Source organism: Pseudomonas sp. Bout1 (assembly GCF_034314165.1).
GTDB lineage: Bacteria > Pseudomonadota > Gammaproteobacteria > Pseudomonadales > Pseudomonadaceae > Aquipseudomonas.
Genome location: NZ_JAVIWK010000001.1, coordinates 2259678 through 2275788, shown reverse-complemented (window position 1 = coordinate 2275788; position 16111 = coordinate 2259678). Strand labels below are relative to the sequence as shown.

The 16111-nt window shown below is 62.5% G+C and carries 12 protein-coding genes; 4 read left to right on the top strand and 8 right to left on the bottom strand.

Features of this window, described 5'->3' with window-relative positions; genetic code table 11:
* Positions 1–449: 449 nt before the first annotated feature.
* Positions 450–1346: a LysR family transcriptional regulator gene (locus RGV33_RS10385; RefSeq protein ID WP_322144190.1), complete on the bottom strand. Its 897-nt coding sequence runs from the start codon at positions 1344–1346 to the stop codon at positions 450–452.
* Between the two features lie 115 nt (positions 1347–1461).
* Here RGV33_RS10385 and RGV33_RS10380 point away from each other — a divergent pair, with 115 nt between their 5' ends.
* The 3 genes from RGV33_RS10380 (at position 1462) to RGV33_RS10370 (ending at position 4202) form a co-directional block, all read left to right on the top strand.
* Entirely contained in the window at positions 1462–2127 is a 666-nt protein-coding gene (locus RGV33_RS10380) for an RraA family protein (protein WP_322144189.1), read from the top strand.
* Positions 2128–2138: 11 nt separating this feature from the next.
* On the top strand, positions 2139–3347 hold the full coding sequence (locus RGV33_RS10375) for a pyridoxal phosphate-dependent aminotransferase (protein WP_322144188.1): 1209 nt from the start codon (positions 2139–2141) through the stop codon (positions 3345–3347).
* 78 nt (positions 3348–3425) lie between these two features.
* The gene (locus RGV33_RS10370) at positions 3426–4202 is read left to right on the top strand and encodes a cation:dicarboxylate symporter family transporter (RefSeq protein WP_322144187.1); all 777 of its coding nucleotides are present in this window, start codon (positions 3426–3428) and stop codon (positions 4200–4202) included.
* A 100-nt stretch (positions 4203–4302) separates the two neighbouring features.
* Here RGV33_RS10370 and yghU read toward each other — a convergent pair whose 3' ends face one another.
* The 4 genes from yghU to RGV33_RS10350 form a co-directional block, all read right to left on the bottom strand.
* Complete coding sequence (yghU, locus tag RGV33_RS10365) at positions 4303–5136, bottom strand: glutathione-dependent disulfide-bond oxidoreductase (RefSeq protein WP_322144186.1); 834 nt, start codon at positions 5134–5136, stop codon at positions 4303–4305.
* Positions 5137–5281: 145 nt separating this feature from the next.
* Entirely contained in the window at positions 5282–6709 is a 1428-nt protein-coding gene (locus RGV33_RS10360; RefSeq protein WP_322144185.1) for an efflux transporter outer membrane subunit, read from the bottom strand.
* Entirely contained in the window at positions 6702–7883 is a 1182-nt protein-coding gene (locus tag RGV33_RS10355) for an efflux RND transporter periplasmic adaptor subunit (RefSeq protein WP_322144184.1), read from the bottom strand. The genes RGV33_RS10360 and RGV33_RS10355 overlap by 8 nt, the downstream gene beginning before the upstream one ends.
* A 1-nt stretch (position 7884) precedes the next feature.
* Positions 7885–11073: an efflux RND transporter permease subunit gene (locus RGV33_RS10350; RefSeq protein ID WP_322144183.1), complete on the bottom strand. Its 3189-nt coding sequence runs from the start codon at positions 11071–11073 to the stop codon at positions 7885–7887.
* A 287-nt stretch (positions 11074–11360) separates the two neighbouring features.
* Here RGV33_RS10350 and RGV33_RS10345 point away from each other — a divergent pair, with 287 nt between their 5' ends.
* Positions 11361–11777, top strand: coding sequence for a MarR family winged helix-turn-helix transcriptional regulator (locus RGV33_RS10345; protein WP_322144182.1), 417 nt, complete (start codon positions 11361–11363; stop codon positions 11775–11777).
* 367 nt (positions 11778–12144) lie between these two features.
* Here the strand turns inward: RGV33_RS10345 and RGV33_RS10340 are convergent, their stop codons facing one another.
* Genes RGV33_RS10340 through RGV33_RS10330 form a run of 3 tightly spaced genes read right to left on the bottom strand, consistent with a single transcriptional unit; the run spans position 12145 to position 16025 of the window.
* Positions 12145–13524 carry an efflux transporter outer membrane subunit gene (locus RGV33_RS10340; protein ID WP_322144181.1) on the bottom strand — a complete coding sequence of 460 codons (1380 nt, stop codon included), beginning with the start codon at positions 13522–13524 and terminating at the stop codon, positions 12145–12147.
* Between the two features lie 18 nt (positions 13525–13542).
* Positions 13543–14997, bottom strand: a complete 1455-nt coding sequence (locus RGV33_RS10335; protein WP_322144180.1) for an MFS transporter — start codon at positions 14995–14997, stop codon at positions 13543–13545.
* The gene (locus tag RGV33_RS10330; RefSeq protein ID WP_322144179.1) at positions 14994–16025 is read right to left on the bottom strand and encodes an HlyD family secretion protein; all 1032 of its coding nucleotides are present in this window, start codon (positions 16023–16025) and stop codon (positions 14994–14996) included. The genes RGV33_RS10335 and RGV33_RS10330 overlap by 4 nt, the downstream gene beginning before the upstream one ends.
* Positions 16026–16111: the final 86 nt, after the last annotated feature.

Genomic DNA, 16111 nt, shown 5'->3' with positions numbered 1-16111 from the left:
AGGCGAAAGCAGACACGGTCAATGTGGGAGCTGGCCTGCCTGCGATGCAGACACCTCGGTGCATCAGATACACCCAGTTGATGCCATCGCCGGCAAGCCAGCTCCTACAGAAAAGCAGCTCTGCTTTCGCTCTGGCTTTTAACACTCAGGTCGGCTTTCAGGCCGCCGTGCTCTTGCTTTTGATCTTGATCTGACTGCCCCATTCAGCCCGAGGCCGAACGCAGGGATTGAGGAGCGGGTAAACCGGCAGGACGCCGGTTTAGCCGCGACGGGCCAGGGACGGGCCGTCGCGGCGGCCCGCGGAGCAATGCCGGAGTGAGGGCACACCGAGCCTAGGCGAGGTGCCGACAGGCGGGGCAGAGCGTTTTGGTTACTTTGCCGCTTTTGCAAAGTGACTCGCTGTAAGAGCGAAACCATAGGTGGCCGTTACCTAAACAACGGATATACCCTCAAAACAACAACCGCGAAAAATCACAACACTCCACCGCCAATTGCGCCACATTCTGGTTCAGCCCAAACTGCCGATCCCCCCGATGCAACGCCACATACCGAACCCTGGGCAACGCCGGCTCCGTCACCAGCGCCCGCAACTCCCCCCGCTCGATCAAATGCGACAAACACCCCTTGGGCAGATAACTCACCCCCACGCCCGACAGCGTCAAACCCACCTGCACCAACAGGTTATGACTGGTCAACTTACGCGGCATCTGCACCGCATGCGCCGCCAACCAGCGCTCATAAATCAGCCCCGTGCCCGAGTGCGAACCCTGCGTCAGCACCGTATACCCCGCCAATACCTCCAACCCCACCGGGTCAGGCTCACTGACCAACCCCGGCGCACACATCCAGGCGTTTTCCACACTCTCCAACGGCGTACTCAAAAACCGCGAATCACTGTAAGCATCGGGCACAATCACAAGGTCCAGCTCATCACTCTCCAGCTTGCGAAACAGCTCGCTGCTCAACTCCACCGACGGCTCGATCTGCACTTTGGGATAAGCCTCGCGCAACGCCTCCACCAGCGCCGGCAACCAGGTGAACGCCGTCAGCTCCGTCACCCCCAGGCGAAACCTGCGCACCAACACTTCATGGGTACTGACCCGCTCCAGCAGGTAGTCACGACGCTCCAGCAGGTCCTTGGCGTAGTCGAGCAACTCGGCGCCCTTCTCCGTCAACCGCGCATTGCGTTTGCTGCGGTCAAAAATCTCCACGTCGAAGGTTTCTTCCAACTCCTGGATGCGTTTGGAGATCGCCGACTGCGACATGTTCAGCTTGTTCGCCGCCGCCTCAAAACTGCCCAACTCGGCAATCCAGTACAACGCGTCGATTTGCTTGAACGTGATCATCAGCCACCTCCCATGAGAAAAAGCGATCCTATCAGATAATAAAATATCGCTAAAACTGCACGTTCATCACTCCTAAGATCTAGCCACAACCCAACAAGATCAATCGGAGATACCCATGTCCTTGCCCGGTTCGCGCATCCTGCCCAACCCTCCCCTGGCATCTGCAGAAGTGCTTGAGGCATTTGCCCAGGTAGTCACGCCGCACATCAGCGACAACCTCGGCCGCCACATCGGCGCCCGTGGGCTGAACCGCTACAACCGCACCGGCAAGCTGGTGGGTACCGCGCTGACGGTGAAAACCCGCCCCGGCGACAACCTGCTGATCTACAAGGCCATGAGCATGCTTGAGCCCGGCCACGTGCTGGTGGTGGACGCCCAGGGTGATACCAACAACGCGGTGATCGGCGAGCTGGTCAAGCTCTACGCCCAGCAACGTGGTTGCGTAGGGTTTGTGATTGACGGGGCGATTCGTGATGTCGCGAGCTTCGAGGACACGCCCTGCTACGCCCGCAGCGTGGTGCATTGCGGCCCTTACAAGACGGGCCCGGGGGAGGTGAATGTGCCGGTGTCGATCGGCGGCATGCTGATCAACCCGGGGGATGTGCTGGTGGGCGATGAAGACGGACTGGTCGCCTTCTGCCAGGCCGACGCCGCCGAAGTGCTGCGCATGGCCGCACAACATGCGGCCCATGAGGAGGCCGTCAAAGCCGAAATCGCCACGGGTGCAGTGCGCCAAAGCTGGATGGACAAGGTCTTGCAACAGGCCGGCCTGGCCGGCTGAAGGGGACCATCATGAGCACTGCATTTTTATCCGACCGGGTGCTGGGCATCGCGCCCTCACCGAGCATCGCCGCCAATGCGCTGGTCGCCGAACTGCGCGCACAGGGCCGGGACATCGTCAACTTCACCGTGGGCGAGCCGGACTTCGATACCCCGGCGCATATCCTCGAAGCCGCCAGCGCCGCGATGTACAGCGGCGACACCCACTACACCGCCACCACCGGCACCCTCGCCCTGCGCCAGGCCATTTGCCTCAAGCTCAAGCGTGATAACCAGCTGGACTATGGGCTGGACGAAGTCATCGCCGGTTGCGGTGGCAAGCACATCATTTATCACGCCCTGGCCGCCACCCTGAATCGCGGCAACGAAGTCATCGTGCACACGCCGTATTGGGTGTCGTACCCGGATATCGCGCGGCTGAATGACGCGACGCCAGTGATCATTCCCGGCGACGAGTCGCGAGGCTTCAAACTGTCGCCTCAGGCCCTGGAACAGGCGATCACCCCGCGCAGCAAATGGGTGATCCTCAACAGCCCGAACAACCCCAGCGGCGCGGTGTACAGCGAGGCCGAACTGCTGGCCCTGGCCGAGGTGCTGCGGCGTCATCCCCAGGTGCTGATCATGGCGGATGAAATCTACGAACTCTTTGTCTACGGCAATGCCCGGCACCTGTCGCTGACCCGCCTCGCACCGGATTTGAAGCCGCGCACGCTGATCGTTAACGGTGCCTCCAAGGGCTACGCCATGACCGGCTGGCGCCTGGGTTTCGGTGCAGGCCCGGCGTGGCTGATCGCGGCCATCGCCAAGCTGCTGTCGCAAACCACCACGTGCCCCAGCTCCCTCAGCCAGGCCGCTGCGGTGGCCGCATTCGCTGGCGACCAGGCGCCCATCGCCGGGATGCGCGAGGTGTACCAGCAACGCCGCGAACGAATGCTGGGCCTGTTGAAAGATATTCCCGGCGTGACCTTCACCCCACCCGACGGCGCGTTCTACGTATTCGCCAACGTCGCCGGGTTGATGGGTAAAACTACCCAACATGGCGAGCGCATCGACAGTGACACGCAACTGGCCGAGTACCTGCTTAAGGAACACGGCCTGGCCACCGTCAGCGGTTCGGCGTACGGCATGTCGCCTTATATCCGCCTGTCTTTTGCCAGCTCCCTGCCGATGATCGAAGAAGGCTGCCGTCGCCTGAATGAAGCGTGCCATCGATTGCGCTGACGGACCCACGCCACACCCGGCAGCCACGGAAGGCTGCTCATTGACTGGCTAGAACAACACTCATAATCATTGATATAAATGCACAAGCCCCGCATTGCGCTGGTCTGGCAAATCCTGATCGGACTGCTCGCTGGCATCGCCATCGGCGCGCTGCTGCATCGCTTTCCCGAGTCCCGGCCGTGGCTGGTGAACAACCTGCTGCAACCGGCCGGCGATATCTTTATCAAGCTGATGAAGATGATCGTGAGCTCGCTGTTGCCGTTAGCCAAGCTGATCATGGTCAGCTATGTGTCCATCGCGTTCTTCGTGCTGGTGGTGCTCAACCTGGTGGCGCGGCTGTGCGGGATCAACCTGTTTGCGTTGATGCGCCACATCAAGGATGAACTGATCCTGGCGTTCTCCACGGCCAGTTCCGCGGCGGTGATGCCGCAGTTGATGAAGAAGCTCGAAACTTATGGCGTGCCGCCGTCCCTGGTGAGCTTTGTGGTGCCGGTAGGCTATTCGTTCAACCTGGACGGCGCGTCGCTGTTCCTGGGGATTGGCACGCTGTTCGTGGCGCAGTTGTATGGCATCGACCTGAGCCTTGGTGACCAGGCACTGCTGGTGGTGACCATGGTGCTGACGTCCAAGGGCGCGGCCGGGGTGCCGGGGTTCATGTTCGTGATTTTGTCGGCGACCCTGGCGAGTGCGGGCTTGCCGTTGGAGGGCATTGCCTTTATCGCCGGGGTGTACCGCCTGATGGAAATGCAGACCACCGCGTTGAATGTGTTGGGCAATGCCCTGGCACCGCTGGTGATCGCCAAGTGGGAAAGACGAGTCCCCCACACGATCGCCGTAGCAGCTGTCGAGCCCTAGCGAGGCTGCGTGGGCCGCAACTCGGCTCAAAGCGTGCAGCGCGCCTTACGCAGCCTCGCTTGGGCTCGACAGCTGCTACGGGGGGCGGGTGTGGGTCGGGTCAGTCGAGGTCCGACGCGTCATGACGCTCGCGCAGTTGCTCTGACGGCTCGCCCGAAACACGATTGACCCGGCGCCCACGCTGCACCGCAGGCCGCGCTTCGATGGCATTGGCCCAACGCAGCACATGCGTGTAATCCTGCACCGAAAGAAACTCTGCGCCCTCATACAAGCGGCCTTTCACCAGGCCGCCGTACCACGGCCAGATCGCCATGTCGGCGATGGTGTACGCGTCCCCGGCGATGTATTCGTGCTCGGCCAGTTGTTTGTCCAGCACATCCAGTTGGCGCTTGGTTTCCATGGCGAAGCGGTCGATGGCGTATTCGATCTTGGTCGGCGCGTAAGCATAGAAATGCCCGAAACCACCGCCCAGGTACGGCGCGCTGCCCATCTGCCAGAACAACCACGACAGGCACTCGGCACGGGCCGCAGGTTCAGTGGGCAGGAACTCACCAAACTTCTCGGCCAGGTACTGCAGAATCGCCCCGGACTCGAACACCCGAATCGGCTTGGGCCCGCTGCGGTCCAGCAGCGCGGGAATCTTCGAGTTCGGGTTGACGCCAACGAAGCCGCTGCCGAACTGGTCACCGTCGCCGATCTTGATCAGCCACGCATCGTATTCCGCCCCTTTGTGCCCCAGGGCCAGCAGTTCTTCCAGCAAGATCGTGACCTTCTGACCGTTGGGCGTGGCCAACGAATACAACTGCAACGGATGACGGCCAACCGGCAATTCCTTGTCGTGGGTCGCACCGGCGATGGGCCGGTTGATACTGGCGAAGGTTCCGCCGTTTTGGGATTTCCAGGTCCAGACCTTTGGCGGTACGTAATCAGTCATGCCACTACTCCTTGGATTCAATGTTCACAACAACTAACTAAATAACTAACTGTAGGAGCGAGCTTGCTCGCGAAAAACCCGAGAGCGCCGCGTTTAACCTACAAATACGCATAATCGTTGACGACCTTCGCGAGCAAGCTCGCTCCTACAGGTTCTTTTGGGCCAGTTGGGCCAGGTTCCAGCCGCCACCCAATGCCTTGATCAGCCCTACGTTGGCGCTCAACTGTTGAGTCTGTAGATCCAGCACAGTTCGCTGTGCCTGCAACGAGGCGACCTGCGCGGTCACCACATCCAGGTACGCCGCGCCGCCCTGGCGATACCGCGCCAGGGACAAGTCCTCAGCATACTGCGCGGCTGCCGCCGCATCGCGTTGGTCTACCAGGGCAGTGTCGAGCCCGGAGAGGATCGACAGGTTGTTCTCCACCTGCTCGAACGCGCCCAACACTACACCACGATACTTGGCCGCGGCTTCATCAGTAGCCGCCCTGGCACTGTCGACACCCGCCTGGCGCGCGCCGCCGTCAAAGATGGTGCCGACCAGCGAAGGTCCAATCGCCCAGAAAATGTTCGGCGAGCTCAACAAATGCGCGAACTCATCACTCTGGAAACCGCCCTGGGCACTCAAGGTGAGGGCCGGGAACCAGGCGGCTTTCGCCACGCCGATGCGGGCATTGGCCGCGGCGATCCGACGCTCGGCAGCGGCAATGTCCGGCCGACGCTGCAACAGCGTAGACGGTACACCGGTGGGTACGGCGGGCAACGCGATCTGCGCAACGCTTGGGGCTATCGCGTAGGTGGATGCGGACTCACCCAGCATCGCCGCCATCGAATGTTCGAGCACCGCACGCTGCACCAGGTTTTGGCTCAGTTGTGACTTGACCGTCGACAGTTGGGTACGTGCCCGTGCCACATCCAGCCCGGAAACGATACCGCCGCCGTGCAGGCCTTCGGTGAGGCTCAAGGCCTTGGCATAGGCGTCGCTGGTCTGCTGCAGCAACTGGTCTTGCCGGTCGATGCCACGCAGGCGGATGTAGCTGTCGGCCAACTGCGCCTGCAAGCTCAAACGCACCGAAGCCAGGTCAGCCTTGGCGGCCTGGGCGTCGCTGGTGCCGGCGGCCACGGTGTCGCGCACGCGGCCCCAGAGGTCGACTTCATAGTCCACCTCAACACCCAAGGTGCCGGAATCGTAAACGTTCGGCGGGCTGGCCGAACGCAACGGGCGTGTGTCCGACTGGCGAATGCGCTGGGCATTGCCAGACCCGCTGATCCTGGGAAACAGCCCCGACTGCGCCTGGGCCACAAACGCCTGGGCCTGGGAATAGTGAGCCAGTGCCGCACTGAGGTCCGGGTTGTTTTGCAGCAACTGCTGCTCCATGGCATCCAGTTGCGGGTCCTTGTAAATATGCCACCAGCCGTCGCGGCTCGACTGGTCATTCGGCGTGCCGACGGTCCACGGCCCTTGGGTATGAAACTGCGCGGCCACGGGCACGTCGGGTATGTCCAACGGCGGCGCAAGGTGGCAGGCGCCTAGGCCCAGGGTCGCGACCAATACCAGGCAAGTGCGATTAGCCATGGGGTTTGGCCTCTGGAGTATTGGCGGCCAGTTGTACCGAATCATCATCGGCCAGGCCGTCGGGGGGCGTGTCGATTACCCGGTCGGTGGCGACCAGGCCGCTGCCGATTTCCACGCTGTCACCGAAGTCCCGGGCGATGGTCACGGTCTTGAAGTGCACATGATTGTTTGCGTCAAGGGTGGCCACGCGCATGCCTTTGTCATCGAACACCAGGGCGCTGGCGGGCAGGCGCAGCACGTCGGTCTGCACCGGCAAGGTGAACTGCACGCTGGTGTAGCCGCCTGGCAGCAGGCGACTACCGGGGTTGTCTACCAGCAGTTGCACCAGGGTACTGCCGGATGCGGCGTTTACCGCATCGGCGGCGGCGACCACCTTGGCGCTGAAGGTTTCACCGCGATATTCCGGCACGCTCAGACGCGCCACGGTACCGACCTTGATCTGCGGTGCAGACGACTGCGGCACCTGCACATACACCCGTAGCCGGCTCACATCGGAGACCGCGAACAGCTCTTTGCCAGTGGCACCGCCGGCATTGATCAACGCCCCCACGTCGGTTGCACGCGCGGTGACCACGCCGGCGAACGGCGCGGTCAAACGCTGGAAGCCCTTGGTGGCGATCAACTGGTCGACGTTGGCCTTGGCCGCGACCACCTTGGCCTGCTTGGCGGTCAGGTCGCCGGTGCGTTCATCCACGTCCTGGCGAGACACCGAATCCGACGAGAGCATCGCCTGCCAGCGCTTGGCAGTGGTTTGTGCCAGCGACTCGTCGGCCTGGGCCGAGGCGAGTACGGCCTTCGCTTGCAGCAGCTGTTGATCGAGCTCCGGCGTATCGATTTCGGCCAGCAGTTGCCCGGCCTTCACATGGTCGCCGATGTCGACATTCCAGGTCTTGAGGTAGCCGTTGACCCGGGCAAAGATCGACGCTCGGGAGTACGCCTCAAGCCGGCCCGGCAAATTCAAAACCGGCCCTTGCGGCTGCACGCTCGGGGTGATCAGGGTCACGCTGGGCAAGGCCTGGGCATCGGTCCAGGTTTTCAGGTCGCGCGATTCACTGGCGCGCACGCCGATGCCGAACACCACCACGGCGACCAGCACCACCAGCCCCAGCACCAGCCAGAGCAGACCACGGGATTTGCGGCGGGGTGAACCCGGATTGGAAACGGAAGTGGACATGTCAAACCCCTTGAGTGGCGGTGGTCGCAAGCGTGGCGTGCTGACGCCGCCCGTGCACAAGACTGAAAATCAGCGGAACCAGGAACAACGTGGCAATGGTGGCAAAGGCCAGCCCGCCGATGACCGCACGGCCCAGCGGGGCGTTTTGTTCGCCGCCCTCCCCCAGGCTCAGGGCCATTGGTGCCATACCGATGATCATCGAGATGGCGGTCATCAACACCGGGCGCAGGCGGGTAAAGCCGGCTTCCAGCGCCGCCTGCACCGCATCCCCGTGCACCGCGAGGCGTTCGCGGCAGAAGCTCACCACGAGGATGGCGTTGGCGGTGGCCACGCCCATGCACATGATTGCCCCGGTCAACGCCGGCACCGACAACGGTGTGTGGGTAACAAACAGCATCCACACAATGCCCGCCAGCGCCGCCGGCAAGGCCGTGATGATCACGAACGGGTCGGCCCAGGACTGGAAGTTGACCACGATCAGCAGGTAGATCAGCACCACCGCGCCGAGCAGGCCAAACAGCAGGCCACTGAAGGCCGCGTTCATGGTTTGCACCTGGCCCTGCAACAGCACTTTGGAGCCGGTGGGCACTTCGCTGGCGTGGGCGGTGAGGATCTTCTGAATGTCGGCGGCGACGGCGCCGAGGTCGCGGCCCTGGATCGCGGTCAATACCTCGACCACCGGTTGGATATCCGACTGGGTCACCACCGAGTTGGCGTGGCTGCGCTCGATAGAGGCCAGGCCGCCCAGGGTCTGGTCTGACGCCGCACCGGGGCTGCCACTCAACGGCAGGTTATGCAGGGCGGCCAGCGTGTCGAGGCCGTATTGCGGGGTTTGCATCACGATGGGGTACGACACACCGTTGGCCGGGTTGAGCCAGAACGTCGGCGCCACCTGGCTGGAACCTGCCAGGTTGACCACCAGGCTGTTGGTCACATCGCGCTCGGTCAGGCCAACCAGTTGCGCTTGGGTGCGGTCCACATCGATCTTGAAGGTTGGTAGTTGCCGCGACTGCTGGATGCGCGCATCCACCACACCCGGCACCCTGCGAATTTCCCGCAACAGCGTGCTGGCATAGGTGAAGTTGGCTGGCAGGTTATTGCCGCTGACTTGCACATCCACCGGCGCGGACGAACCGAAGTTGAGGATCTGCCCGACGATATCCGACGCGGGGAACGAGAACACCGCGTTCGGAAATTCGCGAGGCAGTCGTTCACGCAGTTCGCGTATGTAGTCGGCGGTCGGGCGATGGCCCTCTTTCAGGCTGATCTGGATATCGCTGTCCTGGGAGCCCACGGTGCCGGTGTTGTTGTAGGCCACGTTGATCCCGCTGATGGCCAGGCCGATGTTGTCGACAATGGCTGCCAGCTCCTGCGGGTCGATGACTTTGTGCACGGTGCTCTCGATCTGCGACACCAGCCGTGCATTGCTCTCGACCCGCGTGCCGACCGGTGCCCGCACATGCAGCAGGATCTGCCCGGAGTCAACCTCGGGGAAGAAGTTGCGGCCCAGGAACGGCACCAGCGCAAACGACACGGCGACAAATGCAAGCAGCGCGATCACCACGATGCGGCGGTGGTGCAACGCACTCTCCAGCGCCCCATGGTAAACCGCGCGAAACGCTTCGAACTGGCGCTCGAACCCGCGCTGGAACCTCACCAGCGGGTTGTTCGATGGCGCGACCACTGGCGTGCCGTCCGCATGATGTTCATGAGGCTTGAGCAGGTAATTGGCGAGGGTCGGCACCAGGGTTCGCGACAGGATGAACGAGGCGATCATCGCAAAGATCACCGCTTCGGCCATCGGCACAAACAGGAAGCGCGCCACGCCCTCCAGGAAAAACATCGGCACGAACACGATGCAGATACACAAAAGGGACACGAACGCCGGCGTGACTATCTGCGCTGCGCCGTCGAGGATCGCCGTCTCCACCGGCTTGCCCTGCTCCAGGTGCCAGTTGATGTTCTCGATGGTCACCGTGGCGTCGTCCACCAGAATCCCCACGGCCAATGCCAGGCCGCCGAGGGTCATGATATTAAGGGTTTCGCCGAGCGCCGACAGCGTGGCAATCGACGACAGGATGGCCAGCGGAATCGACGTGGCGATGATCACCGTGGAGCGCCAACTGCCGAGGAACAACAGGATCATCAGGCTGGTCAGCGCCGCTGCAATCACTCCCTCGCGGGCCACGCCGCTGATGGCCGAACGCACGAACAGCGATTGGTCGCCGATCAGGTCGATATTCAGATTGGGCGGCAACGCGCCTTTGTTGTCGGCGAGTTTGTCCTTGATGCCGGCGATCACCCCAAGGGTCGATGCCGAGCCGGTCTTGAGCACCGGCAGCAACACCGAACGGTTGCCGTTGACGTGCACGATGTTGGTTTGCGGCGGGTTGCCGTCACGCACGGTGGCCACGTCACGGATCAATACGGTGGTGCCGTCGGCGGTCTTGATAGGCAGGTTTTCCAGGTCGTGGAAATCTGTCGGTGAGTTGTTCAGTTGCAGGTTGAATTCATAGCTGCCGATCTTTTGCGTGCCCACCGGGGTGATCAGGTTTTGCGTAGCCAGGGCGGTGGCCACGTCTTGCGCCGAGAGGCCACGGGCCTGCATCCGCGCCGAGTCGAGGTCGATCTGCACCTGGCGGGACTTGCCGCCGAACGGGTACGGCAGCGCCGCACCGGGCACTGTGGTGAGCATCAGGCGCACGGTATTAAGGCCCAGGTCGCCCAGATTCTGCTCGGTGAGCCCTTTGCCGGACAATGCCAATTGCACGATCGGCACCGTCGAGGCGCTGTAGTTGAGCACCAGCGGTGGCGTGGTGCCGGGAGGCAGTTGGCGCAGGATGGCCTGGGACACCGAGGTCACTTGTGCGTTGGCCGTACTGATATTGACGCCCGGCTGGAAGTACACCTTGACGATGCCGAAGCCGTTCAACGACTGCGCCTCGATATGGCGGATGTCATTAACCGTGGTGGTCAGTACCCGCTCGAAGGGCGAGGTGATACGGCCGGCCATCTGGTCCGGTGGCAAGCCGGTGTACTGCCAGATCACGGCAATCACGGGGATGCGAATTTCGGGGAAGATGTCGGTCGGGGTACGCCAGGCCGCGAGCGGGCCCACAATCAGAATGAAAATAGCCAATACCAGAAAGGTATAGGGGCGCCGCAATGCGATGCGCACAAGGTTGAGCATAGGTGTGATCCAGACAGGAAGTTGAACACTGAAGGAGGCACTGAACAGCGCGTTCCTCCTGCCCCGCCCGTCTGTAATCCGGGCCTGCTGCACTGACATCCGGTCAAAATAGAGGCATATGCCACGATATAGCGTTTAGAGGCATACGCAACTAATTTGTTTCTACATATGTCAATATTCATCTTGCCGGATTAACGTTCGGTTAACCCTTTGGCTGTAGCGAGTGATCCGCCGTGAAATGTGCACCTCCCGTCCTGAATAGCCCCAGCACCTGCTCTAACGGAGCCGTGCGTCGCGCGTCCCGTCGCATGGCGCAAATCTATGACGAAGCGTTTGTGCCGTTTGGCTTGAAAGCCACGCAGTATTCGCTGCTGAACCACATTGCCAATGGTGATGGGCCGAAGATGCGTGATTTGGCGCAATCGTTGGTAATGGATTTGTCGGCCTTGGGGCATACGCTCAAGCCGCTGGTGCGGGATGGGTTGGTGGTGTTGCAGGTGGACGAGCTGGATCGGCGCAGCCGGCGGGTGCTGTTGACTGAAGCCGGGTTGCGCAAGTATGAGGACGCACGGGTGGTATCCAAGCAGATGGCAGTGCGGTTTGATGAGGTGTTCGGTGCGCAGGCGGCCTGCGAGTTGCGCAAGGCCATGGACTTTATTGCGTCTGACGAGTTTGCCAGGGCGTTGTTGGGTAAGGGTGGTTGATTGGGCACATCGGTTGCTGCGGTGATGGCGGGTATTGGTTCCGCCGTTCCGGCGGGTCACTTTTGAACGTGAGCCAAACAGTGTTGTAGAGCACCAGCACGGGCCACTGTAGGAGCTGGCTTGCCGGCGATGGCATCAGTTGGATGTACCTGATACACCGAGTTGCCTGCATCGCCGGCAAGCCAGCTCCTACAGCTTTTGCCCTGGTTTTTAACGCTCAAGCCGGCCTGTAGGCCGCTGTGTTCTTTGCCCCATTCAGCCCGAGGCCGAACGCAGGGATTGAGGAGCGGCCCGCGGAGCAATGCCTTGCTGTAAAAGCGGAACCCATAGCCGCCGTTACCTAAAAAACGGATATGCCCCCACCCCGCTAGCGCCTGAAATCGCTAACCGAGCGACCACCGAGCGCCACGAACAAGCGCACCGTATCGAGGTGTTGGGCGGTGCTCGCCCGCAATTGCCCAAGCAACGCCTGCTCATATGCACGTTGAGCCTCCAGCACCTGCAGCAAGCCGTTCTCCCCTGCCCCATAGGCCTGCTGGTTCAGCCGCAAACTGTTGTCCGCCGCTTGCAACGCGGCGATCTGCGCCTGGTATTCCTGCGCGTCGTGATTGATCGCCTGCAAGGTGTCTGCAACCTGGCCGAACGACTTGATAACGGTTTGCTGATAGTTGGCGAGCAAGGCGTTATAGCCCTCCACCGCCGCCTGGCGCTCGGCCTTGAGACTGCCGCCGTCGAAGATCGGCCCCGCCAGCCCGGTGGCAAAACCCCACAGCGCCGTCCCGCCGTTGCCCGAAGCGGCCTGGGCCAGGGAAGCGGACAGTTCCACATGCGGATAAAGATTGGCGGTCGCCACGCCGACTGCCGCACTGGCCGCCCGCAGTTCCGCCTCCGCTTGCTGCACGTCCGGGCGGTCGTGCGCCAGTTCAGACGGCAAGCTGACGGGCAGCGTGGTGGCCGAGGCAAATTCAGCCAGGTTGAAATCCGGCGCACGCCAATCCGCCGGACCTTTGCCAACCAGAATTGACAACGCATGCCGCGCCGCATCCCGCTGCTGGGCCAGTGGCGGCAACAGCGTGCGGTCCTGCGCCAGCCGCGTTTCGGCCAGGGAAATGTCGAGCTGCGTCGCCGCGCCACTGTGTTGCGCCGCACGCACCAGCTCGAGATTTTTCGCGTCGGTGACGAGCAAGGTCTGCACCGCTTCCATCTGCGCGCTGGCCGAGGCCATCAACAGCGCCTGGCTGGCGACGTCCCCCGTCAGTGTCAGGTAGGCCGCTTCGAAGCGATTCCGCTGGAGATCGGCAAATGCCTGCTGCTGCTCGACCCGGCGCCGGTTGCCGCCAAATACGTCCAGGTCGAAGCGGACCTGCGGCCCGACACCATAGAAGTTCACCACCGCAGGCTGCGTGGCGTTATGCACGCGCTGGCGCCCCGCTTGCGCGGCAAAATCCACCTGCGGGAACAGCGCACCTTCCGCCGCCGCCACCGAGGCGGCTGCCTGGCGTAATGTCGCGTCCGCCGACGTCAGCTCAAGGTTGCCGGCAATCGCCCGGCGCATGACGCTGTCGAGCGTGTGGGAATGAAAGGTCGACCACCAGTCGACGTTCACCTTCTGATTGAACGACACGCGCTGCTCTGCCTGCACGTCGTAGTGCTGCGAGGCGGCAACGGACGGCGCTTTAAAGTCCGGGCCAACCGAACAAGCAGACAGGGTTATAACGGCCGTGATAACAAGCCCATGGAATTTCATTACGCACACTCCGAAAAACTAGCGGGTCGTGACAGGTTTACGCAGCAGCAGCACCAGCGGGCTCACCACCAGCATTGCCCACAGCAGAATCTTGAATTGGCCAAGCACGGCGATGAACGCAGCCTGGCCGGTGATGGCTTCGTTCAGCGCACCAAAACCTGCCAGGGACGTGGACGCAGAGACCGAATAAGCGGTCAGGTGACCGGCCAGCGCCACATGCATCGCCTGGGTGTTGTTGAAGAAGAACCACTGCACCACCGCCACGCCGAAGGTGCTGCCGTAGACGCGGGACAAGTTGAACAGCCCGCTGCCTTCAGGGCGCAACGCCGGGTCGAGGGTGCTGAACGCCACCCGGGAAAGCGCCGGCATCAGCAGGCCCAGGCCGGCTCCTTGGAGGGCACCGGCCACTGCCACCGGCCAGCCATCCATCAAGGGCGAGTAGCCGAGCATCGAGTGGTTGGCGTAGATCACCAGGGCGATACCGGCGACCACGAACGGGCGGCCATCCAGATGTGCAGGCACACGGTTCATCAGCCAGAACGCACCCAGCAAACCCACGCCACGGGGGATGGTGAGGAAGCCTGTAGTGTCCGGCGGGAAGCCGAGCAGTTCGTCCAGCATCGGCGAGGTCATCGCCATGGTTGGCAGCAGCACGAAACCGACGGCGAAGAAGATGAGGGTCGACAGCACGAAGTTGCGGTCGCGCAATAAGCCCTTGCTGATGAAGTGCGTGCGCGAGGTGAACCGGTGCACGGCGAACAGGTAGAACCCCAGGGCGCTCACGGCAGCTTCCAGCCAGATCTCGGGCGCATCGAACCACTCCAGGCGTTGGCCTCGGTCGAGGAGCATTTGCAGGCCGATCACGCCGCAGGTAAAGCTGGCAAAGCCTGCAAAATCGAAGGCCGGCACGCCGTTGGTTTTCTTCTCTGGCTGCAATAACGCCACGATCGATGTGGTGTAGGCCAACAGCGGCAGGCTGGCGTAGAACATCCAGCGCCAGCCGAAATGCTCGCTGATCCAGCCGCCAATCGCCGGGCCGCTGACGATGCCCAACAGCCCGATGGCTGTCCACACCGGGCCGAATTTCGGCCGTCGTGCCGGGGCCAGTGTCTCCAGGGCGATGGCCATCGACAGCGGCGCCAACACGCCGCTGGCAGCACCCTGGATAACCCGTGCGCCGACGAATTGCAGCGAGGTGGTTGCCTCGGTCGCGAGCAGCAAGCCCAAGGCGAAGACCGCCAGTGTCGTCTGGTAAACCACCTTCACGCCCAAACGCGCGGCGAGCCATTGGGCGACCGGCAAGGTGATCGCACTGGCGGCCAGGTACGAGGTGAATATCCACCCCGCCTCGTCGTCCGTCATCGACAAGCTGCCCTGCACAAACCGCAGGGCCGAGTTCGGCAGCGACACGTTGACCGCCTGCAACCAGGTCACCAGTAACGCCGCGAACCTGAGGCTGCGTGCGCCGTTCATGGGCCGGTCCTGATATCAACGGTTACCGTGGCGCTGGTGCCGGAAAACAGCGGCAGCTCAACATTCGCATCATCCAGCTCCAGGCGCACCGGCACCCGCTGCACCACCTTGACCCAGTTGCCAGTGGCGTTTTCCGGCGGCAGCAGGGCAAAGTCAGCGCCGGCGCCCGGGCTCAAGCTGGTGATGTGGGCCTTGAAGGGATGGTCCGGATAGGTGTCGAGCCTGATGGTTGCCTGCTGGCCGGCACGCATATGCGTCAGCTGGGTTTCGCGGAAGTTGGCCTCGACCCAGGTGCGACGGGGCGACAGCAAGGCGAAGGCCGGTGCACCGCTGTTCAGGTAGTCGCCGACCTGTACGTCATCCACCTTGGCCACCACGCCATCGTCAGGCGCATAGACGGTCGCGTACGAGAGGTAGAGTTGCGCTTCGTCGAGTTGCGCCCTGGCCTCGAGAATCGCCGGGTGGCGGTCGATTTCGATGTCGGGATTGCCGCTCAGGGCCACCACTGTATTGGCGACCTGCTGTTCGATGGACGCGACGCGTTGCCGGGCGACTTTCAAGTCGGTGTCGGCCCGTTCGAACACGGCCTGGGACACGAACTCGGTGGCCACCAAGGCCTTTTTGCGGGCGAATTCTTTCTGGTCAAAACCCGCCGACTCCTTGGCCGCCTGCAGTTCAGCCAGCTGTTGCCGGTAGCTGGCCTTAAGGCCTTCGACCCGCAACCGCGCCACGCTCAGTTGGGCCTGGGCGCGCTCGACTGCCACCTGAAACGGCTCGGGGTTAATCCGCAACAGCACTTGCCCTTTGTGCACCGGCTGGTTGTCCTCCACGGCAATCTCCACCACTTGCCCGGACACCCGCGCATTGATCGACGCCTTCGCCACCCGGGCGTAAGCGTTATCGGTCGACACATACGGCGCGTCCTGCAGGTAATACACGTACCCCGCCGCTGCGAGCAGTATCGGAAAGCCCACCATCAACAGTGAACGCCAGTGTGTGCGGGTCGTGTTTTCCAACGCGTTGCTCATGATCGAATCACCTTTGTTGAGCCCGGGATTTCTGAGGCTTTAATTTTGTGCGATGATGTAAGAATATCGACCCGCTCACCTCTACT

What these genes read in the sequence shown, in the direction of transcription:
- RGV33_RS10375 (WP_322144188.1), top strand. Translation starts at nt 2,139, where the DNA reads ATGAGCACTGCATTTTTATCCGACCGGGTGCTGGGCATCGCGCCCTCA.
- RGV33_RS10330 (WP_322144179.1), bottom strand. Translation starts at nt 16,025, where the DNA reads ATGAGCAACGCGTTGGAAAACACGACCCGCACACACTGGCGTTCACTG.
- RGV33_RS10340 (WP_322144181.1), bottom strand. Translation starts at nt 13,524, where the DNA reads ATGAAATTCCATGGGCTTGTTATCACGGCCGTTATAACCCTGTCTGCT.
- RGV33_RS10370 (WP_322144187.1), top strand. Translation starts at nt 3,426, where the DNA reads ATGCACAAGCCCCGCATTGCGCTGGTCTGGCAAATCCTGATCGGACTG.
- RGV33_RS10355 (WP_322144184.1), bottom strand. Translation starts at nt 7,883, where the DNA reads ATGTCCACTTCCGTTTCCAATCCGGGTTCACCCCGCCGCAAATCCCGT.
- RGV33_RS10385 (WP_322144190.1), bottom strand. Translation starts at nt 1,346, where the DNA reads ATGATCACGTTCAAGCAAATCGACGCGTTGTACTGGATTGCCGAGTTG.
- RGV33_RS10350 (WP_322144183.1), bottom strand. Translation starts at nt 11,073, where the DNA reads ATGCTCAACCTTGTGCGCATCGCATTGCGGCGCCCCTATACCTTTCTG.
- RGV33_RS10360 (WP_322144185.1), bottom strand. Translation starts at nt 6,709, where the DNA reads ATGGCTAATCGCACTTGCCTGGTATTGGTCGCGACCCTGGGCCTAGGC.
- RGV33_RS10380 (WP_322144189.1), top strand. Translation starts at nt 1,462, where the DNA reads ATGTCCTTGCCCGGTTCGCGCATCCTGCCCAACCCTCCCCTGGCATCT.
- RGV33_RS10335 (WP_322144180.1), bottom strand. Translation starts at nt 14,997, where the DNA reads ATGAACGGCGCACGCAGCCTCAGGTTCGCGGCGTTACTGGTGACCTGG.
- yghU (WP_322144186.1), bottom strand. Translation starts at nt 5,136, where the DNA reads ATGACTGATTACGTACCGCCAAAGGTCTGGACCTGGAAATCCCAAAAC.